Origin of the sequence: Mesorhizobium mediterraneum, from assembly GCF_002284565.1 — a bacterium.
GTDB classification, from domain to species: domain Bacteria; phylum Pseudomonadota; class Alphaproteobacteria; order Rhizobiales; family Rhizobiaceae; genus Mesorhizobium; species Mesorhizobium mediterraneum.
Map to the genome: position 1 here is coordinate 478,343 of NZ_NPKI01000017.1, position 24,833 is coordinate 503,175.

Consider the following 24,833-nt stretch of genomic DNA (forward strand, 5'->3'; position numbering starts at 1 on the left):
GCCGCAAGGCCCCATTTGCTTCAGGCAGAATGGGGAACAGGCGAATGCTGACGCTCGGTGGCGTCGCGCAACGTCATCGCAGCTTCGGTCCGGTTGCTCACGTTGAGCTTGGAAAGAATGCGCGTCATGTGGTGCTTTATGGTTTTCTCGTGCAGGTTCAGCTGAAGACCGATCCGTTTGTTGCTCAATCCCGCGGCAACGAGCGTCAGGATCTCTCTTTCGCGACTGGTGAGTTCGGCCAGCACGTCGGCTTTCGCCGTCGTGGTTGATCGGGTAGACAAGTCGACCAGCACACGCGCCGACAATTGCGGGCAAACATATCTTTCGCCTAGCGCCACCGTGCGCAGTATGGCGGCCAGGGTTCTCGACCCGACACCCTTCAGGACATAGCCTCGTGCCCCGCTCTGCAAGGCGGTCACGACGTCCTGGTTCTCCTCCGAAACCGTCAGCATCACAATTTTCAGATCCGGGTGTCGCTGCAGAGCCGGCTCGATCGCACTCAGGCCCCCTCCAGGCACCGAGATGTCCATCAGGAGAATATCGAGCTGCTGGTCTTCCGATATCCGCAGGGCGTCATCTCTGCTGCTGCCTTGCGCAATAATCTCGAAGCCGCCGATCTGCTCGAGAGTGCGCACGACGCCTTCCCTGAACAGCGGGTGGTCATCGATGACGGCGAGTTTTATGGCTGCTGGCATCACGCCTGTCCCATTTCAACTGTATTGAGAACCATTTTCACCATCGTGCCATTTTGTGAAGATGTTACGGCAAACTGGCCACCGAGGCTTTCTACCCGCTCACGCAACCCGACGAGCCCCAGCCCTTCAGGGTGGACGATCTTCGGGTCAAAACCGGGGCCGGTATCGGAAACCTCGATAAAAACGCGCTCCCCGTCGAAATGTTTCGCGACCGATTGGCCGGCACCTCCGGCGTGGCGGAAACCGTTGTTCAGCGCCTCCTGGATGAAGCGAAAGAGGCAGATCTTGGCCGCTGGCGACAAGGATGTGTGCCCCCCGGTCATGGACAGCATCACTTTGACGCCGGTCCGCTCTTCGTGCGCTCGCACGGCAAGCTCGAGTATTTCGGTCAGCTCGGCATTCTCGACATGCGGCAGCACAAGGCCCTTGCTGACGTTCCTGATTTCTCGCATCGCGTCGTCCAAATTGGCCTTGATGGCCTGCAATTCGCGTGCACGCGCCGCAGCCGGCGTGGCGGGATCGGCAAGCACGGGACTGTCAATGCCCAGTGCAGCGAGGGCAACCAGTTGCGCCGGCCCGTCATGCAGGTCCGCGCCGATCCGCCTGAGGTAACGTTCGTTAAGCGCCGTGGCGCGCTGCGAAGCACGCTGCACCCGCAATCTCAACATCCGGTTTTGAGCAAGCAGATCGGAAAGTTCGGCAATGCGCTGCTTCAATGACCGGCTCTGGGAACGAATCGTGCGGCTGCCGCGAAAGACGATCGCCGAAAGCCCGAGGAAAAAAATTGCGGTGACGGCAGCGACATCGAGCCAGGTTCGGACGAGTGCCTGCCGAAGGTTCGTTTCAAAATCGGTGGCGATCTCATAAAATTCCAAAACAGCCACGACTTCGCCCGACCACGGCTGAAGTACCGGATTATAGATTTCAAGAAGATGCAAGCCGCTGTCCCGCTCAGCCTGGCTATCCAGATCATCGAGTTTGTCGAATTCAGCGACCATATCGCCTGCGAATGCGGCCCGGAGATTGTCGCTGGGTGGAAAGCGCTTCCCGACCAAATCTTTGTTGGTCGAATAGAGGATGGTTCCGTCGCGGCGCCAGAGCTTGAAGGATTGGAGCCTTTTGCCGAGCGCGCCTTGCCCCAGCGTTTCATCCAGCGCATGAGCAACGCTCTCCTCCAGCACTTCGCTCCTGCGCATGTCGGGGAGCAGCGGCGCGATAACGCTGTCGACGTAGAGAGCTGTCGCAGAAGCCGAGTTCCGGGTGACCGCGGCTTCTATCTGGCTTGTCACGGAAATTCCCACCACGATCATCGCCGACAGCGAGAATAGTCCGCCCGCGAGCAGAAACTGAGTGGCCAGCGACAGTGCGTTCCATCGATCGATCAGTCCTGTCGCTCTGTATGGCGCCATATCCCCAACGGCCCAATCGGCGGCGCGTCGCGCCAGCGGCGCGATTCGAGAGAACCGGCCAATCTGTTGTCGAACGACGCTAAGCGACGCCATCTTTGATCTGCAACTGATCAATCCCTAGGGAACTTAGGGCTTTACAGACTGGACGGAAACCACACCCGGCGGTTTTTTCGCATAAGCTCCACTGCCCTCGTTGAGCGAGGCAGCAAAGCCATGAAGCGCCAGTTCCGATGCTTTCGATCTCCCCGGCACAGATGGTGCAACGCCTGATCGCCAATCGCGGCGGAAGGTGCGGCGTATTTTTCACTTCTGGTCGCGCAATGCTCTCACCGCTTGAGTGAGCGTCATCCGATCGTTACCGTTCTTTTTGATCAGCCTACTGACTTGGCTCGGCGAAACGCCATTTTCTCGCGCGAAATGTTCCACCTCGTAGTACTCGTCGACCGACAGGCGCCTGCGGTCGAGGAAGTCTTGGTTGCTTTTCTCGTCGGCCATTTCCTTTCTCCTGGCGAGTTTGACACGGGTGAGAAATGTCGGTCGGAAGCGGGCTGCCGAATGAGGGTGGCGGCCACCCCTCTCCATGAACTCGTCCCGTAAATTTGCGCCGAACGAGTCCGGGCAATCGCGGTTCCGGACCGCTCGACATCCGGCCCCATTGCGCGCAGCAGATCAGACTTAAGTCCAACGGCAGGGCCTCACGGGTCGGACCGAAGCCCAGCCAAGGAACGTTTGCAGCGGTCTCATGTTTGAGGGAGTCTAGCGCGAAGAATGATGCCAAGAGAGCTCACATAAGGAGGCAACCATGAAAATGCGTCTTTCCACTGCAGCCGCCGGATTTCTGCTATTGGCAGGTGTCGGCACCGCTGCCGCTCAGGACGTGATCATCGCGCCTGAGCAGGAGACCGTCATTAGGGAATATGTGGAAAAGCAGCCGCTCGCATCGGTGGAGCTCCCCGGGGTGGAACTCAATATCGGCTCAACGCTACCCGATACGGTCGAGCTTCATGAAGTTCCCGACGTCGAATACCGGTACGTTGTCGTGGACAATCGGACCGTTGTCGTTGATCCAGGCACACGCAAGATCGTCAAAATCATTCAGTGACCTGAACGAGAGGGAGGAGACGCCCGCCGCTTCTAAACGAGCGGCGGGCGACTATGTTATGGGCAGCGTCAAATGAGAACAATCAGCAGACTCTTCGATTCCCGCGACCAGGCAGCGCGTGCCGTTGCCGCGCTTCAGGCGGCAGGAGTTTCTCACGAACAGATCAGCGTCATCGGACCCTACGACGACGAAATCGGCGCTGTCCTGCGCGGTCCGGGCGGTGCCGCCCTTGGCGCGGCAGCTGGTCTGTTAATCGGCCTGTGGACTTTTGGAACCACCGGCATTGATCCTGTCGGAGCGGCGGCTGGCCTGACTCTCGTCGGAGGAGCCTGCGGCGGCTTTGCTGGTGGGCTTCTCCAGACACTCGCCAAAAAACCGGGTGAGTCCAACCTTGTTCAAGGAGTTATTCTGGTGATGGCGCATGTCGACGAAATCCAGGCCGATACGGCGCAGGCGGCGCTCGGAAGTCCCGTTCCCGTAGAGCAACTCGAGGCCACGGCCGGGTGAAATGCGCCGGGTTGGCGCGCTGACGACGAAGCGCGTTCAGATCGGCAGTTCTCGCTGGACCATCAATTCCCCTCTGACGGTTCACGAGACGGCAAGCGTTTGCTCAACCAGATTGACGTAATAGCGCATCACAGTCGGCACGATTTCGTCGTTGAAGACATAGCGATCGCCGTGCAGGCCCTCGCCGGGGCCGACATCGCCGGCGCCGATCCACACGTAGCAGCCGCCGGCCTCGCGGATCATGAAGGCGAAATCCTCGCAGCCCAGGCTCGGGCTGAACTCGGTCGAGACGTTATCCCTCCCGACGGTTGCGGCGGCCGCCTTGACGGCGCGAGCTGTCGCGTGGGCGGTGTTGATGAGCGGCGGATAGCCCTTCTTGTAATCGAGCGTGGCCTTGAGCGAATGGGCCGCGGCAATGCCCCGGGCGATCTCGTCGATCAGCTTCTCGCAGTGATCGGAATGATCGGGTTCGAAAAACCGGCAAGTGCCTTGCAGCCAGACCTTGCCCGGCACGATGTTGCCGACATTGCCGCCATGGATCTGTGTCAGGCTGACGACCAGCGCGCTTTGCGGGTCGACCGAGCGGCTGACGATGCGCTGAACGGCCTGGACGAACGCGCCCGCGGCCAGGATCGGGTCGTCGCCGAGCTGTGGCATGGCGGCATGTGCGCCAAGACCTTCGAAAGTCAGCTCGAAATTGTCGACCGCCGCCATCTGAGGTCCAACGCGAGCCGCGATCGTGCCTAGCCTGACGCCCGGCCAGTTGTGGACGGCATACATCGCCTCGACCGGAAAGCGCTCGAACAGGCCGTCCTCGATCATGCGCATGCTGCCGCCTTCGTTTTCCTCGGCTGGCTGGAAGACGAAATAGACGGTGCCGTCGAAGGCGCGGAATTGGCTGAGCAGTCTGGCGGCGCCGAGCAGCATGGCTGTGTGGCCGTCATGGCCACAGGCGTGCATCACGCCCGCATTCCTGGAGGCATAGGGCAAGCCGGTCTTCTCCAGGACCGGAAGCGCGTCCAACTCGGCGCGAAGACCGATGGCGCGTGCGCCGGTGCCGCCGCGCAGGACGCCGACAACCCCGGTGCCGCCGATCCCCTCATGAACCTCGTCAAAGCCGAAGGCGCGCAGTTTCTCAGCGACGAAGTGTGCCGTTTCGTGCTCGTTGAATCCGAGTTCTGGATTGGAATGGATGTGGCGGCGCCAGGCTACGACCTCTGGCGTCAAGGCGGCGATGGGGTCATTGTGCAGCACGATGCTCTCCTTCTACGCCGGCAAAGGGCGGTTTGGTCCGGGATAGATTAGAAGGTCGCGCAAGAGGCGTCTTGAACCAGATTGACCGCAGCAGGGACAAAAACGTGCACGCGAACGAAACCAGTAAATACTGGCGTCATCCCTGCTTCCCTGACCTTGGCCTGTTCAAGGCGCGCTTCACGAAGCATCGTTACGAGTTGCACACGCATCCGACCTATGTGATCGCGCTGATTACTTCCGGCTGCGAACGCATTCGCATCGGACGCCACAGCGTTGTCGCTCCGGCAGGCACTATTGCCGTCGTCAATCCCGAGGAGTGGCATGACGGGGAACAAGGCGCGGATGAAGGCTGGGCCTACCGGACCTTTTATCCCTCGGTTCCGCTGATGACGGCGGTCGCCCGCGAGTTGGGCTGGGATGGCGCTCCGGTTTTCTCGCACGCGATCATCGAGGACGGCGGTCTCGCAGCAGCGTTGGCGGCGGCGCATGAAGGCTCGACGTCTCAGGACGCGACGCAGGCCGAGGCGTCGCTGCTCGTCGCCTTGAGGCATCTCATCGTTCGGCATGGCGATTGGGACGGGCTGGCAGAGGAGGTCGAAAGCTCGGGATCGCGACAGCGGTTCTCGCTCTACCAGAACCTTGTTGAAAGCGAGCTTGGCTCGCAACTCGACCTGCAGCGGCTTGCCGACGCCGCGCGCGTCACCCGGTTCCAGGTCATCCGGGATTTCAAGAAGCTGATCGGCCTGACGCCCGCAGCCTATATCCGCGACCGGAGACGGCGTCGCGCCAGCACCTTGATCGAACAGGGGCTCGGCCTCGCCGAAGCCGCTATTGCGGCAGGGTTCGCCGACCAGAGCCATCTTTCCCGCACGTTTCGGGTTGCGCATGGCATGACGCCAGGCATGTTCAGGAGAGGCGGCTAAGCCTCCCGAAAGGAGACGCTTGCGCGCGGATATTTGCTGCGCGATGGTGAAGCTGGGCTTGGGAGGAATCATGCGAAAAATCCTGGTATCGACGACGCTGCTGCTCGCGGCCGCGCTATTTGCGAATGCCGCTCAAGCGCTGGACAGCAGCGGGACGCCGGTTGTCGTGTCTCCACTTGCGTCACGCACGCAAACCGCATCCGGCCAGCCGATAACACTGCCGCAGAAAAACGTGCAGGTTCTGGTTTCGTCCTTTGAGATAGCGCCGGGCGCGACCTTGCCGGTCCACAAGCACCCGTTTCCCCGCTATGCGTATGTCGAGGCCGGGACCCTTCAGGTCACCAATGTCGAGACCGGCAAGAGCAACACATACAAGTCAGGCGATTTCATCATCGAAATGATCGGGCAGTGGCATCAGGCTACCAATGTCGGCGCCGATCCGGTGAAGCTGCTGGTCATAGATCAGGTCGAAGAAGGCACCAAAAACACGGTGTTGCGCCAGTAGCTGGCATTTCTGAACACAGCGTCCGTGGCGGACCCCTCAGAGGGCGTCACTGAGGTCAGAAGGTGAACCCCTCCGGCAAATTGTGAGTCCAATACCCTTCCTCGACGAGTTCACTGATGCGCCAGCCCTCGGGCGTGCGCACGACGCGGTCGCGATACCAGAGCCCCTGGAAGAAGACCTGCCTTTTGCCGTCGCCGAGGTCGACCACCATTGGGCATGAACAATGCACGCGCGCGCTGGCCTCGTCCCCTCGGACTTCAAGAAGAATTGTCGAAATGGCATGCTGCGAGATCAATATCTTCGACAGGGCGCCTTTCATGAAAGCAACATGCTCATCCACGCCGCTCCTGATTCCGCCCGTCACAGTGTCGTCAAGCACGGCATCGGGTGTGAATACGTTCCGATAGGCTTCCCAGTCGCGATCGTCCACGGCGTAGCAATAACGAACAAGCAGTTGTTCGATCTCAAGCCGATCCGAAATCTCCTGCAGTGAAAGGGTCATGTCTTGCCTCCGCAGTTCGCGGCACTGATACCGCATGCGCCAAGCCTACCCCGACATGTCGATCAATATTCCCATTGATGACGCTCCGAGCAACCTCGAATCGGCTGCTCAATTCGCCGCCGCATTCACCCGGTCCGCGGCGGCGGTCAGCACGGCGCGGTCCCCCTCTTCGTATAAGCGATGGATGGAGATGGCGCTGACGCGCCAGCCTTCTGGTGTCCGCACCAGTCGGTGGAGATAGCTTGCGCCGACCGTCCAGAACCGGGTGTCGATCCAGTGGGTCGCGCGAACATGGCTGCGCGCAACGGCATCGTTGCCCGCGCCTTCGACAACGATGTTGGTGATGAGGTGCTGGGTAGCGTCGAAGCCCGGCAGCAGGTCTTGCCACTGGGCAATCAGCGCGTCGCGGTCGCTGGTCGCGACCTCGCCACCGAAAAGGCTCGTATAGTCGGTCGTGACGCGGGCCGCGAAATACGATTTGACCTGGTTCCATTCGCGCAAATCGGCATATAGGCCGATCCCCGCCACTGCCTCGGCAATGGCGATCCTGTCTTCGACCGTCAGCGCAGCTGGGGACGGCGTAGTGCTCAAGGCCGGCGCAGGGGTGGCGGCGAGCGTCGCGACGAAGACTGCCGAGGCCAAGACGTGCCGGCGGCTGACGGGGCTCATTGTCCCGCCTTCCCTGCACTGCCCAGCGTGGTGCGGAAGTGCGCGTCGACAGCGTCGCTCGCCGCCTTCACCGGCGCGGCGCGGTCATAGAAGTCGAACTGGGTAACCTCGTCGAGCCACAGCACCCGCTTGGGCTTGGAGTTGGTCAGCCGCGTGTAAAATTTGTGCGCGCCCTGCGGGATAGCAGCCGCCTCGCTATGCACCATCAGAAAGGGCTGGTGCAGGCGCGGAGCAGCCTGGATCGCATCGAATGTCAGCCACCCTCGCCAGAAGGCCGGATCGGTCTCGTTGCGCCAGGCCGGGATCATGCCGCGATCGGGCTCGGTGTAATAAGGCACCTTGAACATGATCGCGCGATCGTCGGTCAGGCTGGCGGCGGGCAGGAAGGCCTGTTTGCCGGTGCTGCGATACGCGGCCTCGGCCGCATCGCCGACAGCTTCGAGCTGCGCGACGCCGTCCTTGCCGCCATAGGTCCTCTCGACCACCTCGGCATCGTGCAGCCAGGGCGCGACTAGGGCGACCGACTTGATCGCCGTATTTTTAGCGGCGGCAGTGACCATGTAGCCGGAGCTGGCGCAAATGCCGAGCCCGCCGATGCGGTCCTTGTCGGTCTCGGGCCGGGTCGCGAGATAGGCGACCGCCGCCTCGATGTCGGCGATCTTGGCGCTGGGATCCTCGTATTGGCGACGTGCGCCGCCGCTTTCGCCCCAACCGCGAAAATCGAAGGTCAAGGCGACGAAGCCGCGGTCGGCCATCTCGCGGGCGTAGCGGGCCGACATCTGTTCCTTCACCGTCATCCAGGCGCCGGTCACGACCAGCGCGGGCCGAGCTTCCATCGCGTCTAGATCCTCGGGCAGATAGAGGTCGCCGACGATCTGCTCGCCATGCGAGGCGAAAGTGACGCGCTCGACGCGCGGTGCGGCGAAGGCAGTGGAGGCGAGCGCGACGGCGATTGCAGCGGCTAATGTCAAGGTTTTCAGCATCGCAAGTCTCCTCAGCGGTCATCCGCCAGTCGGCCAGGTAGTGGCTTCAGCGGGTAGTGCGCCCAGTAGAAGGCATCCGACTGGTACATGTCGGTCAAAAAATTCTGTGCTTCAGTGATCTTGCCGTCCTGGATGCGGAACATCAGGGCGTAGAGCTGGTCGATCTCGGGACCTGAGCCGACGTTCGACCAGCCGCGATGAATGTCGACGACGAGGTCGCCCTGCGCCTGGAAGAAGATCGGCTCAGCCCTGAATTTGCCGTCGGCCAGGCCGCGGAAAAAGGCGACCACCTCCTCCGGCCCCCGCTTGTCGCCGGCGAGCGGATGATGGCCGGGAATGCGCCACACGATGTCGAGCGCGAGGAAGGGCCGGACCGCCTCCGGATTCCCGGTCGCGTAAGCAGCGTAATAGTCCTTGATGAGCTGGATGTTGCGGTCTTCCTGCGGACCGCTGTTCGCGGGGGAGGTAGACACCGCCAGGAGAGCGCCGGCGGCAAGCGAAGCAAGCCTGGTCATCGGTCCTGTCTCCTTGCCTGTTTCGTCGGACCCAACATGACGCTTTTTGTTCGCCGGAAAAATCCGTATAGTTCGACAAGGCTATTTGGAATTTCCTCACAATGCGCCTCGACCAGTTCAGCGGGATTGTCGCCTTCGTGAAGGTCGCGGAGGCCAAGAGCTTCACCCGCGCTGCCGCCGAACTCGGAGTCGCTCCGGCCTCGTTGAGCGAGGCCGTCAAGGGGCTCGAGGAGCGTCTGGGGGTGCGGCTCCTCAACCGCACGACCCGCAGCGTCGGTTTGACCGAAGCCGGCGCCCACTACCTCGACCACGTGCGCCCAGCGGCCGAGGAGATCTGGGCAGCTGGCGCGGCGCTACGCGAGACCCGCGATCGCCCCGCCGGCACGCTGCGCCTGAGCCTGCCGTGGATCGCCGCGCCGCTGCTGATCGAGCCGCTGATGGGGCCGTTCATGGACGCTTACCCGGAAGTGCGGCTTAGCGTGATCTTCGACGACAATTTCGTCGATATCGCCGCTCAGGGCTTCGATGCCGGTCTGCGGATCGGCGAGCTTCTCGAGAAGGATATGATCGGCGCGCGTCTGGGCGGGCCGCTGCAGACGGTCGTGTTGGGGAGCCCGGACTATCTGGCGAGGAACGGCACGCCGACGCGGCTGGCTGACCTCGCCGCCCACCGCTGCATCGCCTTCGCCTTCACCCGCACCCGCGCAATCTCGCCCTGGGAGTTCGTCGTCGATGGACGCCATGTCGAGTTCACGCCGGACGCACGCCTGATCGTGAACACACTTCCGCTCTGCATTACCGCCGCCGCGCAAGGGCTTGGCCTTGCCTTCGCCGTCGAAGGCCTCGCTGCGCCACTTCTCGCCTCAGGCGCGCTGGTCAAGGTGCTGGAGCCTTTCTGTCCCAGCTACGAACCGCTCCACCTCTATTATCCCAGCCGCCGCCTCGTCCCGCCCAAGCTGCGGGCCTTCATCGACTTCGTGCGCGCGAACGCGCACAATTTGCGGATCTGACGCGCCGCCGCGAAACCAGCCACGGCGCAGATCGGCGAGCCGCTCCGGCTCACCCCCAGGCGCCGACCATCTGTCTGGTGGCGGCGTTGAGGCGATTGAAGGCGTTGATCAGGGCAATCTGGACGACCAGGGCGGCAAGCGCCTTCTCGTCATAGTGCCGGGCGGCCTCGTCCCAGATCGCGTCCGGCACCGGGTCCGGCCGGTCGCAGAGCCGGGTTGTTGCCTCGGCAAGCGCAAGAGCCGCGCGTTCGGCGTCTGTGAAGTACGGCGTCTCCCGCCAGGCGGATACGGTGAAGACGCGTTCGTCCTTTTCGCCGGCCTTCTTCAATTCGCGCGCATGCATGTCGATACAGACGCTGCATCCATTGATCTGGCTGGCGCGCAAATGGACGAGCTTGCGTGTCACATAGGGCAGGTCAGCCGTTTCCGTCGACTTGTCCAGCGCGAGCAGCGCCTGCAGCGCGCCGGGAATGAGAAGCACAGGGTTTTTCAGTCTTGCTTGCATGGTGGTCTCCTTCAGACGTGTTTTGTGCGAGTGCGTTCTGCCGAGCCGGATGTCGCGCCGTCTATGCAAAACAATAACTGATTGGTTATGAATTGACGCATAACTCACGAGTTATGAATGTGTCAAGTGAGGAATTGGCGGCAATGCAAACGGCAACGACCTGTCGCGCGTTGAGCCAATAGTTCCGGCTTTCACGGCAAGGAGCCCGATGCTAGGGCTGCACGTCTTGAATCAGCAACGGATGCCCCCGTGACCGACACCGAACGCCCTCGCCTGCCGCTGATCGAAATCTGCGTCGAAGGCATAGATGGCCTGCTCGCCGCCCAGGCCGCCGGCGCCGACCGGGTCGAGCTGTGCGCCAGCCTCGTCGAAGGCGGCATCACGCCGAGTTTTGGCACCGTGCGCGCCGCGCTTGAGCTGGCGACGATCCCATTCCACGTCATCGTGCGGCCGCGCGGCGGCGATTTTCTCTACAGCGAGGCCGAATACAGCTCGATGCTCGCCGATGTGCTCGCGCTGCGCGAGCTTGGCGTGGCCGGTGTCGTCGTCGGCTGCCTGAGCGCCGACGGCACCATCGACGAAAAGCGCGTGAGCGAATTGGCACAGGCGGCAGGGTCCTTGAACGTGACCTGCCACCGTGCCTTCGACATGACGCGCGATCCGGCAGAAGCGCTGGAAGCGCTGATCCGCAGCAAGGTCGGCCGCGTGCTGACCAGCGGCCAGCGCGACACCGCATTGGAAGGCATAGCCCTGCTGGCGGACCTCGTCCGGCAGGCGGGGAAGCGCATCATCATTCTCGGCTGCGGCGGGCTCGACCCGGGGAATATCGCCGAGGTGCGGGAAAAAACCGGACTGACGGAAATGCACTTCGCCGCACTCAAGGACGTGCCGAGCGCCATGCGCTACCGCAATCCCCAGGTTGGCATGGGCGGCACCGACCTCGACCGCGAGTACCGCAACACGGTGACCGACGCGGCGCTGGTGGCGGCGACGATTGCGGCGGCGAGAGCATGATCCCGGAAGGAAGAAAACACGTGACGCAAGCACGCTTGCCGATCGACCGGGTCTCGCCGCAGGACGAGCCCGCCGTCCTCGCCCTCAACAACGAGCACGCGGCCGAGTTGTCGTGGCTTGAGCCAGAGCGCCTGTCCTTCCTGCTCGCCGAGGCGTTTTATGCGCGTCGCATCGGTGCGCTCGAAGCCTTCATCATGACCTTCGACCAGGACGCCCGCTACGACAGCCCGAACTTCCTGTGGTTTCGCGAGCGTTATCCGCGCTTCGTCTATGTCGACCGTGTCGTCGTCGCGGGAGAAGCGCGTGGTCGCGGCCATGCCCGCAGGCTCTATAAGGACCTGTTCGACCATGCCCTGCGTGCCGGCCAGACCATCATCACTTGCGAGGTGAATGCCGAGCCGCCCAACCCGGCTTCGGATGCCTTTCACGCAGCGCTCGGCTTCGTCGAGGTCGGCGACGCGGTGATCCACGGTGGCAAGAAGGCGGTGCGCTACTATTCCAGGCAGATCACCGGCTGAGGCGACAACTCTACCAGTTGCGGTTCAGCCAAGCGCGAGCCGGCTTTTCGACGATGTAATAGCTGCACAGGGCGCAAGCGAACGCCCCGGCCAGCATCAGCAGCGGCGCACTGCCTTGCGAATAGACGAATTTGTAGAACGGCTGCTGCCACAGATAGAGCGAATACGACCACAGCCCCAGCGTCGCCATCGGCCAGCAGGACAAAAATCCGGTCAGGTAACGAGCGCTGAAGTCGAGCGAATTGACGGCGAGCGCCAACAGCGGCACCGCGACCAGATAGTGGATCGGCGTCGGCACCGCATCCATGAACAGAAGGACCGCCCCGACGGACGCCGCAACCGCGACATGCGGCCCCTTGAACAAGGCCGGCAGTCTGTCGTCGGCCTTGAGCAGGCATATCACCGCCGACAGCAGGATCGAGGCGATGTGCACGTCGGTCCGCCAATAGGTGGTCTCGTAGTCCATTCCGAAGACCCAGTATGAAATCGCGCCATTCGCCATGGCCAGCACCGACAGCGCACTGAGCAGCACGACGACGCGGGCACGCCCCGAAACAACAAAGCTGATCAGCGCCAGGATGACATAGGCATGTTCCTCGACGCACAGCGACCAGATATGGTCGAGCGCGCCGGCGCGGCTGACGAGAATCCCGGCATAATTGTAGGTGAATGTCAGCGCCGTCAGCGCCGCCTTCCATTTGAAGGCGACAAAGGTGCCGGACAAGGCAACCATCGAAGCGACGACGAAAACCAGCAGCGCCGGATAAATGCGGGAGAACCGGCGCTTGAAGAACGCCTTGAGCGGATAGCCTTCGACAAAGAGAATCTCGGCCATCAGCCGGCCGCTGAGCACGAAGAAGAACTCGACGCCCATGACACCGAGGTTGATTCCGGGAACGGGAAAGAAGTGGCCGATCAGCACCAGTGCGATCGACAGGCCGCGCCAGCCGTCGAGATAGGCCAGCCTTGTTCTCGACGATGTGTCGGCGCTGGACCGGGACACGACAAGCTGCGTCGCGGAGATATCCGTCATGCCGGTCCCTTCGCATTTGAACGATGCGAAAGGGCTGCAAGCTATGACTGTGCGCTCCGAGCCCCGGCTCGCATTTCCTCCAGGCATATTGCAGTGCAATAGAATGTTGTGCAAGTGCGAGATAGCAACACTCTGGCATGTCCGGCCATCTGACCCGAGAGCGACGAAAAAAGGGGCCGCGAAGGCCCCCTTTCCCAAAGCTGGCAATCCCAGGGCCGGCAATCGGTATCTTCAGCCGTTGGCGGCAGCCACGGCGCGCTTGGCCATCACCGCGATCAGATTGGCCCGATAATCGGCCGAGGCGTGGATGTCGCTCATCAAATTCTTCGCCGAAATCTTCATGCCGTCGAGGGCGGCGGCCGTGAAACTCTTGGTCAGCGCCGCCTCGATTTCCTTCGAACGGAAGACGCCGTCGTCGCCGGCCCCGGTGACGGCGACCCTGACGCCGTCCTTGCCCTTGGCCACGAAAACCCCGACGATCGCATAGCGCGAGGCGGGATTGCGGAACTTTTCATAGGCCGCCTTGGCCGGCGCGGTGAAGGTCACGGCAGTGATGATCTCGCCGTCTTTCAGCGCCGTCTCGAACAGGCCCGTGAAGAACTTGCCGGCCGCGATCTCGCGCTTGTTGGTGACGATGGTGGCGTCGAGCGCCAGAAGTGCTGCCGGATAGTCGGCCGCCGGATCGTTGTTGGCGATCGAGCCGCCGATCGTGCCCTTGTAGCGCACCGCCGGGTCGCCGATCCGGGACGCCATATGGGCGAGCGCCGGACACGCCCTCTTCAGCTTTTCGTCGCTGGCGACATCGTGATGCGTGGTGGCCGCGCCGATGGTGACGGTCTTGCCCGACACCTTGACGCCTTGCAGGTCCTTAATCCGCGACAGGTCGACCAGGTCGGAAGGCGCGGCAAGCCGCGTCTTCATGGCAGGGATCAGCGTCATGCCGCCCGACAAGAGCTTTGCATCGCCGCTCTTGAGCAGCTTGGCGGCGTCTGCGACGGAGGCGGCGCGGTGATAGTTGACTGAGTACATTGGGAGTCTCCCGTGAAATAGTGGGTAGTTAGTAGTGAGTAGTGAGTAGTAATGCCGGTCGACTTTGCCTCAATCGTAACTATTCACTACTCACTCCTGTTTCAGTGTTTCGTCGCCCGGATCGCTGCCCAGACCGTGGACGGCGATGCCGGCATGGCGATATCGGTGATGCCGATGGCGTCGGTGATGGCGTTGATCACCGCCGGCGGTGAGCCGATGGCGCCGGCCTCGCCGCAGCCCTTGATGCCGAGCGGATTGCCCGGGCACGGCGTGTTCGAGGTCGAGACCTTGAACGACGGCAGGTCGTCGGCTCGCGGCATGGCGTAGTCCATATAGCTCGCCGTCAAAAGCTGCCCGCTGGCGTCGTAGCGAGTGCCCTCCAGCAAGGCCTGGCCGATGCCTTGGGCGACGCCGCCATGCACCTGGCCTTCGACGATCATCGGGTTGATGATGTTGCCGAAATCGTCGGCGGCGACGAACTGGACGATCTCGGTCACGCCGGTTTCCGGATCGATCTCCACCTCGCAGACATAGCAGCCAGCCGGGAAGGTGAAGTTCGACGGATCGTAGAACGACGTCTCCTTCAGCCCCGGCTCCATGCCGCCTGGCAAGTTGTGGGCGGTGTAGGCCGCAAGCGCCATCTGGAACCACGGCACGCTCTTATCGGTGCCGGTGACCTTCAAGGCACCATTTTCGATGACGATGTCGCCCTCGTCGGCCTCGAGCAGATGGGCGGCAATCTTCTTGGCCTTGGCCTCGACCTTGTCGAGCGCCTTGGCGACGGCCGACATGCCGACGGCGCCCGAGCGCGAACCGTAGGTTCCCATGCCCATCTGCACCTTGTCGGTATCGCCATGGACGATCGAGACGCTGTCTATCGGCACGCCGAAGCGCTGGTTGACCAGCTGCGCGAAAGTCGTCTCATGGCCCTGGCCATGGCTGTGCGAGCCGGTCAGCACCTCGATGGTGCCGGCGGCATTGACGCGCACCTCGGCACTTTCCCAGAGGCCGACACCCGCTCCAAGACTGCCGACCGCCGCCGACGGCGCCAGGCCGCAGGCCTCGATATAGTTGCTCAAGCCGATGCCGCGCAGCTTGCCTCTGTTGGCGGCGGCGGTCTTGCGCTTGGCAAAGCCGGCATAGTCGGCAGCCGCCATCGCCGCGTCGAGCGAGGCGGCATAATCGCCGGCGTCATAGTTCATGATGACCGGCGTCTGGTGCGGGAACGATGTGATGAAGTTCTTTCGGCGAAGCTCCGCCGGCGACACGCCCAGCTCGCGAGCGGCGGTCTCCATCGTGCGTTCGAGCAGATAGGTGGCCTCCGGCCGCCCTGCCCCGCGATAGGCGTCGACCGGCGCGGTGTTGGTGTAGACGGCGCGCACATTGGCGTGGATCGTCGGAATATCGTACTGGCCCGACAACAGCGTCGCGTAGAGATAGGTCGGCACACAGGACGAGAAGAGCGACATGTAGGCACCGAGATTGGCGATGGTGTCGACCTTCAGTCCGGTGATCTTGTTGTCCTTGTCGAAGGCCATTTCCACCGTCGAGACATGGTCACGGCCATGGGCGTCGGTGAGAAAGCTCTCGGTGCGGTCAGCCACCCATTTGACCGGCACGCCGGTCTTCTTCGAGGCCCACAGGCAGATGATTTCTTCCGGATAGATGTAGATCTTCGAGCCGAAGCCGCCGCCGACATCCGGCGCGATGACCCGCAGCTTGTTTTCCGGAGCGACATTGTAGAAGGCGCTCATCACCAGGCGCGCGAGATGCGGGTTCTGCGAGGTCGTCCAGCACGTATAGTGGTCCTCGGCCTTGTTGTAATAGCCTAGTGCCGCACGCGGCTCCATGGCGTTGGGCACCAGCCGGTTGTTGACGATCTTCATCCGGGTGACGTGGGCAGCGGCCTTGATCGCCGCGTTGGTCGCCGTGCTGTCGCCGAGCTCCCAGTCGAAGATCAGGTTGCCGTCGGCTTCCGGGTGGATCTGCGGTGCGCTCCTTTCGAGCGCCTTCGGAGCATCGACGACTGCCTTCAGTTCCTTATAGGTGATGTCGACCGCTTCGGCCGCGTCGCGCGCCTGGCCCTTGGTTTCGGCGACCACGACGACCACCGCGTCGCCGACATAGCGGACCCTGTCGAAGGCCAGCGGCGACCATGCCCCCATCTTCATCGGCGAGCCGTCCTTGGAATGGATCATCCAGCCGCAGATGAGATTGCCGATGCCGTCGGCCTTGAGCTCCTTGCCGGTCAGCACACCGATGACGCCCGGCATGCCTTTCGCCTTTTTGACATCGATCTTCTTGATCTGCGCATGCGCGTGAGGGCTGCGCACGAAGGCCGCATGCTTCATGCCGGGAACCACCATGTCGTCGACATAGCGCCCGGCGCCGGTAATGAACCGCCTGTCTTCCTTGCGCGCTACACGAGCGCCAACACCTTCAATGCCCATCGCAGAAATTCCTCCCGAATTGCTGAACTAGGTGAGTAGGGCAGTAGGGCAGTAAGGCAGTAGGGATTTGAGCCAATTTCCCTACTGCCTTACTACCCTACTCCCTTACTGCCCTTATGCTGCTTGCTTGGCCTTGCCCTTCGAAGACATCGTCTCCGATGCGGCGAGGATCGCCTTCACGATGTTGTGGTAGCCGGTGCAGCGGCAGATGTTGCCTTCGAGCTCGGCGCGCACCGTGGCCTCGTCGAGGCCTTCGGGGTGACGGTTGATCATGTCGGTCGCCGCCATGATCATGCCCGGCGTGCAGAAACCGCACTGCAGCCCATGATGCTCCTTGAACGCCGCCTGCACCGGATGCAGGTCGGCGCCATCCGCCAAGCCTTCGATCGTCACGACGTTCGATCCGGAGGCTTGCACCGCAAGCATCGTGCAGGATTTTACCGCCTTGCCATCGACATGGATCACACAGGCGCCGCATTGCGAGGTGTCGCAGCCGACATGCGTCCCGGTCAGGCCGAGATTCTCCCTCAAGAAATGAACCAGAAGCGTACGGTCCTCGGCAGCGCCGCTTACCCGCTTTCCGTTGACCGTCAACGATATGTCCGACATGAAACCTCCCTGGGTGCTACCTTGGTCGTTCTGGCGTCGGTGTTGCCCGAGCCCTCCATCTGTCCGCTATTCTTATACCGCATAACGCACGGGGAAAAAGTGCCGCGGAATGCCGAGATTGCGAGAATGCAGTTCGTCCGAAAATCCGCCTATTGTACTTTCGGTCACGCAAAGACAGGAAATGGCGCAACGAAGCGAAACACGGTCGCTGTGCGATGCCGCCTTCCGGCCATCAGCGGCCGGGCTGGCCAAGCCGATTTCAGCCGATGCCGTGTTTTCTCAGAACCTCCCGCTCGTCGCCTGATACCCACCCAAATACTTTGGGCTCTCCGCCCAGCTTCTGCACGAGGTAGTGGACGTCGAAATCTATCGTGACGTCCGGTCCGTCTTTTCGGGCATAGATCGACGTCCAGGCGACGTGGGCAACGCAATGATGCTCGTCTATCGGCGAGATGCGAACATCCCGTATTCGCATTTCCTTCGTGCCGATCGCCCGATAATGAGCATAGCCTTGCTCCATAGCCTGCTTGAACTGGTCGTCGTTGTTCCCGACCATGACGCCGGCAGGCGACGCCGCGATGAAGGCGGAGGCATAGACCGATGCGACTTCGTCCATGTCGGCATCGCCTGCGAGGGATTTCCGGAAAAGCTGCTCATACCTTTCGAACAGCTTCCTGACCTGGGCGTCCATGAATCACGCTCCCTTCCAGTGTAGTTCTGGCCAGTGTGGTTCTGGATTTGAAGTTTCTGAACGCTGACGCCGTCAAAAATAGCAGAAAATTCAAATCCGTCATGTTGGCTCATTGCCAAAGTGGCGCTTGAAGACAACAATGCCCTCGACGCCGGCGCGCCAGACGCGCACAAAAAGCGCGTCGGAGGAATGGAGGAGGAAGCCGCTGGCCAGTTCACGCACGCGCTATGCATGCGGCCTATCGGTGCTCACTACCGACGAACCCGACGCGGATGCGTTCGCCCGGGCGGTGGCGGTGGAAGCCGCAGCCGTCGATGCCGGCTTCGCCCTGCTGTTTTTCTCGCAGAGCCTCGTCGAGGCAGTCGCCCTTTCGGAAGCGCTGAAAGCCCAAGCGCCGGCACTCCTCTATGCCGGCTGCTCGACGGCCGGCGAGATTACGCCCAAAGGCCTGGAGGACGGCCAGGTCCTGGCCATGCTGCTTCCCTCCGCAACGTTTTCGGCAGCCAGCACCATGGTCGAAAATCTGTCCTCATCGGGCATGGACGGGATCACCGGCGAAGTCGAGGCGCTGAGGCGTTCGTTACGCGGGCGCGTCGGGCACGAGCGAGCTGACACCACTTTCGCGCTCTGCTTCATCGACGGGCTGTCCTATGCCGAAGAAGCCGTGACCTCCGCCATCCATTGGGGACTCGACGACATTCCGCTGATCGGCGGGTCGGCGGGCGATGATCTGAAATTCGAGACGACGCGGCTGATCTCGAACGGCAAGGTTGCCTCCGACAGCGCCATCATCGTGCTGATCACCACGGAAATTCCTTTCCACGTGTTCAAGACCGACAATTTCGTCCCCACCGACGAGAAGCTGGTGGTGACCGCATCCGATCCCGATCACCGCACCGTGCGCGAATTCAACGCCACCAATGCCGCCGAGGAATATGCCGCCTCGGTCGGCGTCATCCCGCAGATGCTGACGCCGCTGAGTTTCGCTTCGCACCCGGTGGTGTTGAAAGTGGGCGGCGAATTTTACTGCCGCTCGATCCAGAAGATGCACGCGGACGGCTCGCTGTCGTTCTTCTGCGCCATCGACGATGGCGTCGTCCTTTCCATCGCCCAGCCCAAGAACATGGTCGAATCGACGCGGGCCGCCCTTAGGGATGTCGAGGAAAGGCTTGGCGGCATCGACATGATCCTCGGTTTCGACTGCGTGCTGCGCAGGCTCGACGCGCGCAACCGCCAGGTCTTTCGAGAGATTTCGGAACTCTACAAGGTCAACAACGTCATCGGCTTCGGCACCTATGGCGAACAGTACCGGTCGATGCATCTGAACCAGACTTTCACCGGCATCGCTTTCGGAGAGCGGCAGGCGGCGGAGTAGGAGGTTCTTATGCCGCTCAGGAACATCAACGACCTGGAGAAGCTGAAGAAGATCAACGCAGCCCTCGTCAGCCGCGTCGAGCGCTCTATGGAACAGCAGGGCAACGCGTTCTCGCTGTTCCAGACCGCGATTTCGCTCGAGAATCGAGTGCGTACGCGCACCGAGGAATTGCACTCGACACTGCGTAGATTGGAACAGTCCAATATCGATCTCAGCGCGGCCAAGGAAAACGCCGAGCTGGCGAACCTGTCCAAGACCAGGTTCCTGGCCGCCGCCAGCCACGACGTGTTGCAACCGCTGAACGCCGCCCATCTCTCCGTCTCGGCGCTGGCCGAAGTGCAGACCAGCGACGAAGGCAAAAAACTGGTCCGGCAGGTCGAGCGGTCGCTGGAGACGATGGAGGATCTGCTCCGCACCCTGCTCGACATTTCCAAGCTCGACGCCGGTGTCGTGCAGCCCGATATCGGCGACGTCAGCCTGGAGATGCTGTTTTCGTCGCTGCGCTCGGATTTCCTGCCGGTCGCCGAAATGGAGGGCCTGACGCTGAAATTCCGGCCGGTCAACGCCGTCGTGCGTTCGGACCGCACCTTGCTGCGGCGCATCCTGCAGAACATCCTTTCCAACGCGCTGCGCTACACCCGCTCCGGCGGCGTGCTGGTCGGCACCAGACATCGCGGCGACACGATCCGCATCGATGTCGCCGACACCGGCTGCGGTATTCCCGACGACCAGCGCGAGGCCGTGTTCGAGGAATTCCACCGCGGCACGATCCCGACCGATGCCGGGCTTGCCGGCGGCGGGCTGGGATTGGGTCTGGCCATCGTGCGCCGCATCGCCGCCGCACTCGGCCATCCCGTGACGTTTTCGTCGAAGGTCGGACATGGCACGATTTTTCATATCGACGTTCCGGTCGGGATCGGCGCTAGCGTCGATGCCATTGCCAGCACCGCCGACATGGAGCGGCCGCGCGGCTACGGTCTGTTCGGCACCAAGGTGCTGCTGGTCGAGAACGACATCGAGGTGCTGCAGGCGATGACGTCGCTGCTCGAGCGCTGGCAATGCCTGGTGCGCCCCGCCACCTCGACCGGTGATGCGCTCGCTATGCTTGGCGATACGGACTGGGTGCCGGACATCGTCATAGCCGACCAGCATCTCGACGGCGGCGATCTCGGCACCACGACCATCGCCGAGGTCCGCGATTACCTCGGTCGCGCCGTGCCGGCGCTGATCGTCACCGCCGACGGTTCGGAAAAAATTGCCAAAGCCGCCCGCGCGGCCGGCATCGAGCTGATGCGCAAGCCGCTGAAACCGGCACAACTGCGCGCGCTGCTGGCGCATCTCCTGGCTTGATCCCCAAAGACACGGGCAGAAGGCGCTAGCGCCAGGAAAAATGGTGCACTGTCACCGTTATTCCCGACACTCGACAGCGCGCAAAGCCAGTGGAAAGGGCAGCGACGACTATCCTTAAGGCACCCTGCCGCTAAGGTCGATATCGTCCTAGCGGTCTATTGGGCCATATTCCTCGTCGATCTTAAGTCCGGTCCAGTTCCCACTGGAATCCGGGTAATAGTGTTTCTGGAGCTTCTGAAACAGCGCGAGATCGATTGTCAGAACCCCAAATGTTTCCTGGACGTATTCGAGAAACCCTTGATAGCTTCCACCAACCTCGGTGAATTGGCTGTTATGGCTTCCGTTTAGTACGCCACTAAGAAAGCTTGGATCTCTAACCAGAGTATCAACCAATTCCGCGTAGCGAGCTTGAATCGTTTCTTTCTCGTCTTTAACGGTGACGATCTTCATATCGCTATATGTGCTAATGAACTGGCACATTTCGTTCTTAAAGGCCATGCGGGTCTGAAACTTTATGTATTCTTCAAATTCAATCCAATATCTGGACACAGATTCCACATCATGAGATACAAGTTTTGACTCCAAATAGCCGTAGTCATCGACATATTTATCAATTAGATTTCCACACTCATACTGCTTGGCAAAGTTAGAAAGACGTAAATAACTTCCGAACCGCATGAGTTCTTTGTCATTCAATACGCTCGATCCGTCCCTCCCGAAGATATCCCATCTGGATAATTGAAAATGGACTTCCCGAGGGTAGACCTCGTTTTTATAAAACGGGGTGCATTCAGAGTGGTATTTCCCTTCAAAGTATCGCTTGATCTTCTCGATGTCCTCTTCCGCAGGCCGCTGCACGGCTATGTTCTTGAGAAAATCAAGGGAGCAATTGTCGCCGTATACCTGAAAAACCGCGGACGCATACTCATCCGAATGGGCGTTAGCCGGAGCAAACGGAGCCAACATGGCTACAACAACTAGAAATTTCGGATTCATATCGGCCCCCACCGCTGTATCGCTACTATATCCCCGAATGCCCCGATCGCACCAGCTCCTTTGGCACCAGCAGACGGAGATCTAATTACGGTGACAGTGCACTTTGTCATGTTGGACAACCGTCATTGTGTGTAGGTTGAGCGCATGGCTCGCCTTGCCCGCATTGTCGCTCCCGGTATGAGCACCGCTGCGGTACAGAATTCTGCTCCGCGGCACCCTTCGGCCAAGGTTACGGCTTGGATCCCAGGGTCTCCGCGACGGAGCTTCGCTCCTGCTTCGCCCTGGGATGACGAAGTTGGGGAGACCTAGGCCAATCCCCAACGTTTGCGGTGGCCAGCACGGCAGGCGCTCGACGTCATCGACCGCGAGAACGATATGATCGATCGCCATGGCTTTCATCGTGGACGTCCTGTAGCGGAACGCCTGCCCGCAACCGGCGCCTAAAACCCCGCCTGGCCGCGAAACAGCTCGGCACTGTCGAGCTTCGAAACCTCGATGACGGCTTGCGTCCGGCTGTAGACGTTGAGCTTGCGCAGGATCTCGGAAACATGTGCCTTGACCGTGGTCTCGCCGACCTGCAGCTCGTAGGCGATCTGCTTGTTGAGCAAGCCCTGGCGCAGCATCTGCAGCACCCGCAATTGCTGCGGCGTCAGCTTGGCAAGCCGCTGCACCATTTCGGCGCGGTCGGCGCTGTTGGCGTCCGGCGGCTGGCCTTCGTAGGTTTCGGGCACGTATATCGCACCTTCCATCACCGAGCGGATGGCGGCGGCCAGATCGCTCTTGCGCGCCGATTTCGGGATGAAACCGGCCGCGCCGTAGGATAGCGCCTCGGAAATGATCTTGGGCTCCTCATGCCCCGAAACGATGACCACCGGCAGGCGCGGATAGCGGGTCCGAAGCTGCAGCAGCCCGTCGAAGCCATGCACATCCGGCATGCTGAGGTCGAGCAGCGCGAGATCGAAGGGCTTGGCATCCGCCAGAAGCTCAAATGCCTCGGTGATCGAACGCGCCTCGACAGTGTCGACGTCCGGATAGGCCATTTGCACAGCGCTGTGCAGCGCCTCGCGAAACAGCGGGTGGTCGTCGATGATCAGAAACCGGGCGCGATCGTTGACTGCGGTCATGGCATTCGTTTCGGTTCAGGCAGGATAGAATAGCCCAGTGACCATGGCCAGATTATTGGCAAATAGTACATCGCCATCTCTAGCCGAAAGGCGGAGATGGCAATTTCCGGACCACCATGCCTTGCCCGGTCGGGCAAATCGGCCGAATGTGCAGGAATGAGCGACCTTGTCCTTCATAATTACTACCGCTCCTCCACCTCCTACCGGGTGCGGATCGCGCTGGAGATGAAGGGCCTGACCTACCAATACGTGCCGCATCATCTTCGGCACGGCGAGCATCTCGAGCCCGCCTATCTCTCGGTCAATCCCCAGGGGCTGGTGCCGGCACTGATCCTGGGCGACGGCACGCTGCTGACGCAATCACTGGCAATCATCGAATTTCTGAACGAGACTTGGCCCGAACCGCCGCTTTTGCCCCAGGACGCCCGTGGCCGGGCCCGCGTCAGGATGCTGGCGCAGATGATCGCCTGCGACATCCATCCGGTGAACAATCTGCGTGTGCTGACATCATTGCGCACTCTGTTCGGCGCCGGCGACGAGGACGTCGTCAACTGGTTCCGGCACTGGGTGAACGAAGGCTTCCAGCCACTTGAAAAAATTCTGGCTTCCTCGTCCGAAACCGGGACATTCTGCCACGACGACACGCCGGGGCTGGCCGACATCTGCCTGGTCGCTCAGGTCACCAGCAACGCCCGTTTCGGCGTCGACTTGGCGCCCTACCCGACGATCACACGCATCCACGCCGCCTGCATGGCGCTGCCGGCCTTCCAAAAGGCGGCACCCGAGAACCAGATCGATGCCGAATAGAGCGAGTTGGATAAAAGCATGAGGAATTGCCGATGAAAGCCGTTGTCTTCGAAAAGTTCGGTGAAACGCCGACGATCCAGACTGTTCCCGATCCGGAGCCGGCGTCGGAGGGTGTCGTCATCAAGGTCGAGGCGACCGGTCTTTGCCGCAGCGACTGGCACGGCTGGATGGGCCATGACGACGGCATCAGCCTGCCGCACGTGCCGGGCCACGAGCTTGCCGGCGTCGTGGTGGCGGCCGGTAGCCAAGTAACCCGCTGGAAGGTCGGCGAGCGCGTCACCGTGCCGTTCGCCGTCGGCTGCGGCCACTGCTTCGAGTGCAGCTCGGGCAATCATCAGGTCTGCGAGCACCAGTCCCAGCCCGGGTTCACCGCCTGGGGCTCGTTCGCCGAATATGTCGCCATCGACCATGCCGACACCAATCTGGTTCGCTTGCCGGACGAGATGGAATTCGCCACCGCCGCCAGCCTCGGCTGTCGCTTCGTCACCTCGTTCCGCGCCATTGTCGACCAGGGCCGGGTGACGCCCGGCGAATGGGTGGCCGTGCATGGCTGTGGCGGCGTCGGCCTGTCGGCGATCATGATCGCCAGCGCCATGGGCGCCAACGTGATCGCCATCGACCTGACCGACGAGAAGCTGGATTTTGCCAGCAAGATCGGCGCCGTGGCGACGATCAACGCCTCGAAGACGCCGAATGTGGTCAAGGCGGTCAAGCAGATCACCAATGGCGGCGCGCATATGTCGATGGACGCGCTTGGCCACCCCACCACCTCGTTCAACTCGATCGCGAACCTGCGCCGGCGCGGCCGCCATGTGCAGGTCGGCCTGATGCTCGGCGATCACGCCAGGCCACAGATCCCGATGGACAAGGTGATCGCCTTCGAGCTCGAAATCCGCGGCAGCCACGGCATGCAGGCCTACCGCTACCAGGCGATGATGGAGATGATCCGCAACGGCAAACTCAAGCCTGAACTGCTGGTCGGCAAGCGGATCAGCCTCGACGAGGCGCCCGCGGCCTTGATGGCGATGGGCACCTTCGAAGGCATCGGCATTGGCGTAGTGACTAGGTTCTAGCCAAGTCGGCTCTCCCTTCTGCCCTTGTTGTGGGAGAAGGTGGATCGGCGCGCAGCGCCGAGACGGATGAGGGGTGTTGAAAGAAACGCGGCGTGAAATATCGAAGAATTTTAAGTGGATTTCGGTGGTCAGTGAGGGCCTTTTTGAAGGCCGGCAGAGCGGTTTTCCGCGGCCCTTGCGGGGCC

28 protein-coding genes are annotated in these 24,833 nt (G+C 61.7%); 11 read left to right on the top strand and 17 right to left on the bottom strand.

Going from position 1 to position 24,833, the window contains the following annotated elements; genetic code table 11:
- Positions 1 to 20: 20 nt before the first annotated feature.
- The 3 genes from CIT25_RS16285 to CIT25_RS16295 form a co-directional block, all read right to left on the bottom strand.
- On the bottom strand, positions 21 to 695 hold the full coding sequence (locus CIT25_RS16285; protein WP_095485519.1) for a LuxR C-terminal-related transcriptional regulator: 675 nt from the start codon (positions 693 to 695) through the stop codon (positions 21 to 23).
- A complete protein-coding gene (locus tag CIT25_RS16290) occupies positions 695 to 2,104 on the bottom strand; it encodes a sensor histidine kinase (protein ID WP_095485599.1) in 1,410 nt (469 codons plus the stop codon). The genes CIT25_RS16285 and CIT25_RS16290 overlap by 1 nt, the downstream gene beginning before the upstream one ends.
- Positions 2,105 to 2,407: 303 nt before the next feature.
- Positions 2,408 to 2,599, bottom strand: coding sequence for a DUF3606 domain-containing protein (locus tag CIT25_RS16295; protein ID WP_095485520.1), 192 nt, complete (start codon positions 2,597 to 2,599; stop codon positions 2,408 to 2,410).
- Positions 2,600 to 2,906: 307 nt separating this feature from the next.
- Between CIT25_RS16295 and CIT25_RS16300 the strand changes: the two genes are divergently transcribed.
- A complete protein-coding gene (locus CIT25_RS16300; protein ID WP_095485521.1) occupies positions 2,907 to 3,206 on the top strand; it encodes a DUF1236 domain-containing protein in 300 nt (99 codons plus the stop codon).
- 72 nt (positions 3,207 to 3,278) lie between these two features.
- Positions 3,279 to 3,713, top strand: coding sequence for a hypothetical protein (locus tag CIT25_RS16305; RefSeq protein ID WP_095485522.1), 435 nt, complete (start codon positions 3,279 to 3,281; stop codon positions 3,711 to 3,713).
- A gap of 81 nt (positions 3,714 to 3,794) precedes the next feature.
- On the opposite strand, the gene CIT25_RS16310 is transcribed toward CIT25_RS16305, so the two are convergent.
- The gene (locus tag CIT25_RS16310) at positions 3,795 to 4,967 is read right to left on the bottom strand and encodes an amidohydrolase (RefSeq protein WP_095485523.1); all 1,173 of its coding nucleotides are present in this window, start codon (positions 4,965 to 4,967) and stop codon (positions 3,795 to 3,797) included.
- A 104-nt stretch (positions 4,968 to 5,071) separates the two neighbouring features.
- On the opposite strand from CIT25_RS16310, the gene CIT25_RS16315 reads away from it, so the two are divergent.
- Both CIT25_RS16315 and CIT25_RS16320 read left to right on the top strand, forming a co-directional pair.
- A complete protein-coding gene (locus CIT25_RS16315; RefSeq protein WP_095485600.1) occupies positions 5,072 to 5,890 on the top strand; it encodes an AraC family transcriptional regulator in 819 nt (272 codons plus the stop codon).
- Between the two features lie 70 nt (positions 5,891 to 5,960).
- A complete protein-coding gene (locus CIT25_RS16320) occupies positions 5,961 to 6,395 on the top strand; it encodes a cupin domain-containing protein (RefSeq protein WP_095485601.1) in 435 nt (144 codons plus the stop codon).
- 55 nt (positions 6,396 to 6,450) lie between these two features.
- On the opposite strand, the gene CIT25_RS16325 is transcribed toward CIT25_RS16320, so the two are convergent.
- The 4 genes from CIT25_RS16325 to CIT25_RS16340 form a co-directional block, all read right to left on the bottom strand.
- A complete protein-coding gene (locus CIT25_RS16325; protein WP_158302569.1) occupies positions 6,451 to 6,897 on the bottom strand; it encodes a nuclear transport factor 2 family protein in 447 nt (148 codons plus the stop codon).
- Positions 6,898 to 7,005: 108 nt separating this feature from the next.
- On the bottom strand, positions 7,006 to 7,566 hold the full coding sequence (locus CIT25_RS16330; protein ID WP_095485525.1) for a nuclear transport factor 2 family protein: 561 nt from the start codon (positions 7,564 to 7,566) through the stop codon (positions 7,006 to 7,008).
- The gene (locus tag CIT25_RS16335) at positions 7,563 to 8,549 is read right to left on the bottom strand and encodes an alpha/beta hydrolase (RefSeq protein ID WP_095485526.1); all 987 of its coding nucleotides are present in this window, start codon (positions 8,547 to 8,549) and stop codon (positions 7,563 to 7,565) included. The genes CIT25_RS16330 and CIT25_RS16335 overlap by 4 nt, the downstream gene beginning before the upstream one ends.
- 11 nt (positions 8,550 to 8,560) lie before the next feature.
- The gene (locus CIT25_RS16340) at positions 8,561 to 9,064 is read right to left on the bottom strand and encodes a nuclear transport factor 2 family protein (RefSeq protein ID WP_095485527.1); all 504 of its coding nucleotides are present in this window, start codon (positions 9,062 to 9,064) and stop codon (positions 8,561 to 8,563) included.
- Between the two features lie 101 nt (positions 9,065 to 9,165).
- On the opposite strand from CIT25_RS16340, the gene CIT25_RS16345 reads away from it, so the two are divergent.
- Entirely contained in the window at positions 9,166 to 10,074 is a 909-nt protein-coding gene (locus CIT25_RS16345; protein WP_095485528.1) for a LysR family transcriptional regulator, read from the top strand.
- 49 nt (positions 10,075 to 10,123) lie between these two features.
- Here CIT25_RS16345 and CIT25_RS16350 read toward each other — a convergent pair whose 3' ends face one another.
- The gene (locus tag CIT25_RS16350) at positions 10,124 to 10,579 is read right to left on the bottom strand and encodes a carboxymuconolactone decarboxylase family protein (RefSeq protein WP_095485602.1); all 456 of its coding nucleotides are present in this window, start codon (positions 10,577 to 10,579) and stop codon (positions 10,124 to 10,126) included.
- Between the two features lie 249 nt (positions 10,580 to 10,828).
- Here CIT25_RS16350 and CIT25_RS16355 point away from each other — a divergent pair, with 249 nt between their 5' ends.
- A complete protein-coding gene (locus CIT25_RS16355; protein WP_095485529.1) occupies positions 10,829 to 11,593 on the top strand; it encodes a copper homeostasis protein CutC in 765 nt (254 codons plus the stop codon).
- Between the two features lie 20 nt (positions 11,594 to 11,613).
- Complete coding sequence (locus tag CIT25_RS16360) at positions 11,614 to 12,111, top strand: GNAT family N-acetyltransferase (protein WP_245329863.1); 498 nt, start codon at positions 11,614 to 11,616, stop codon at positions 12,109 to 12,111.
- A gap of 10 nt (positions 12,112 to 12,121) precedes the next feature.
- On the opposite strand, the gene CIT25_RS16365 is transcribed toward CIT25_RS16360, so the two are convergent.
- The 6 genes from CIT25_RS16365 to CIT25_RS38105 form a co-directional block, all read right to left on the bottom strand.
- The gene (locus CIT25_RS16365; RefSeq protein ID WP_095485531.1) at positions 12,122 to 13,144 is read right to left on the bottom strand and encodes an acyltransferase family protein; all 1,023 of its coding nucleotides are present in this window, start codon (positions 13,142 to 13,144) and stop codon (positions 12,122 to 12,124) included.
- A 231-nt stretch (positions 13,145 to 13,375) separates the two neighbouring features.
- Positions 13,376 to 14,173, bottom strand: coding sequence for an FAD binding domain-containing protein (locus tag CIT25_RS16370; protein WP_095485532.1), 798 nt, complete (start codon positions 14,171 to 14,173; stop codon positions 13,376 to 13,378).
- 101 nt (positions 14,174 to 14,274) lie between these two features.
- Positions 14,275 to 16,623: a xanthine dehydrogenase family protein molybdopterin-binding subunit gene (locus CIT25_RS16375; protein WP_095485533.1), complete on the bottom strand. Its 2,349-nt coding sequence runs from the start codon at positions 16,621 to 16,623 to the stop codon at positions 14,275 to 14,277.
- 114 nt (positions 16,624 to 16,737) lie between these two features.
- Positions 16,738 to 17,232 (bottom strand): (2Fe-2S)-binding protein, encoded by a 495-nt coding sequence (locus CIT25_RS16380; RefSeq protein WP_095485534.1) that lies wholly within the window; start codon positions 17,230 to 17,232, stop codon positions 16,738 to 16,740.
- Between the two features lie 259 nt (positions 17,233 to 17,491).
- A complete protein-coding gene (locus CIT25_RS16385; RefSeq protein WP_095485535.1) occupies positions 17,492 to 17,923 on the bottom strand; it encodes a hypothetical protein in 432 nt (143 codons plus the stop codon).
- A 99-nt stretch (positions 17,924 to 18,022) separates the two neighbouring features.
- A complete protein-coding gene (locus tag CIT25_RS38105) occupies positions 18,023 to 18,145 on the bottom strand; it encodes a hypothetical protein (protein WP_280953366.1) in 123 nt (40 codons plus the stop codon).
- A 22-nt stretch (positions 18,146 to 18,167) separates the two neighbouring features.
- On the opposite strand from CIT25_RS38105, the gene CIT25_RS16390 reads away from it, so the two are divergent.
- Together CIT25_RS16390 and CIT25_RS16395 are read left to right on the top strand one after the other, a co-directional pair.
- Positions 18,168 to 19,298, top strand: coding sequence for an FIST signal transduction protein (locus CIT25_RS16390; RefSeq protein WP_245329864.1), 1,131 nt, complete (start codon positions 18,168 to 18,170; stop codon positions 19,296 to 19,298).
- 9 nt (positions 19,299 to 19,307) lie between these two features.
- The gene (locus CIT25_RS16395; RefSeq protein WP_095485536.1) at positions 19,308 to 20,648 is read left to right on the top strand and encodes an ATP-binding response regulator; all 1,341 of its coding nucleotides are present in this window, start codon (positions 19,308 to 19,310) and stop codon (positions 20,646 to 20,648) included.
- A 147-nt stretch (positions 20,649 to 20,795) separates the two neighbouring features.
- Here CIT25_RS16395 and CIT25_RS16400 read toward each other — a convergent pair whose 3' ends face one another.
- Positions 20,796 to 21,644: a hypothetical protein gene (locus CIT25_RS16400; protein WP_128286545.1), complete on the bottom strand. Its 849-nt coding sequence runs from the start codon at positions 21,642 to 21,644 to the stop codon at positions 20,796 to 20,798.
- 440 nt (positions 21,645 to 22,084) lie between these two features.
- Positions 22,085 to 22,768: a response regulator gene (locus tag CIT25_RS16405; RefSeq protein ID WP_095485538.1), complete on the bottom strand. Its 684-nt coding sequence runs from the start codon at positions 22,766 to 22,768 to the stop codon at positions 22,085 to 22,087.
- Between the two features lie 156 nt (positions 22,769 to 22,924).
- On the opposite strand from CIT25_RS16405, the gene maiA reads away from it, so the two are divergent.
- The gene (maiA, locus tag CIT25_RS16410; RefSeq protein ID WP_095485539.1) at positions 22,925 to 23,575 is read left to right on the top strand and encodes a maleylacetoacetate isomerase; all 651 of its coding nucleotides are present in this window, start codon (positions 22,925 to 22,927) and stop codon (positions 23,573 to 23,575) included.
- 32 nt (positions 23,576 to 23,607) lie between these two features.
- Positions 23,608 to 24,648 (top strand): zinc-dependent alcohol dehydrogenase family protein, encoded by a 1,041-nt coding sequence (locus CIT25_RS16415; RefSeq protein WP_095485540.1) that lies wholly within the window; start codon positions 23,608 to 23,610, stop codon positions 24,646 to 24,648.
- Positions 24,649 to 24,833 lie beyond the last annotated feature (185 nt).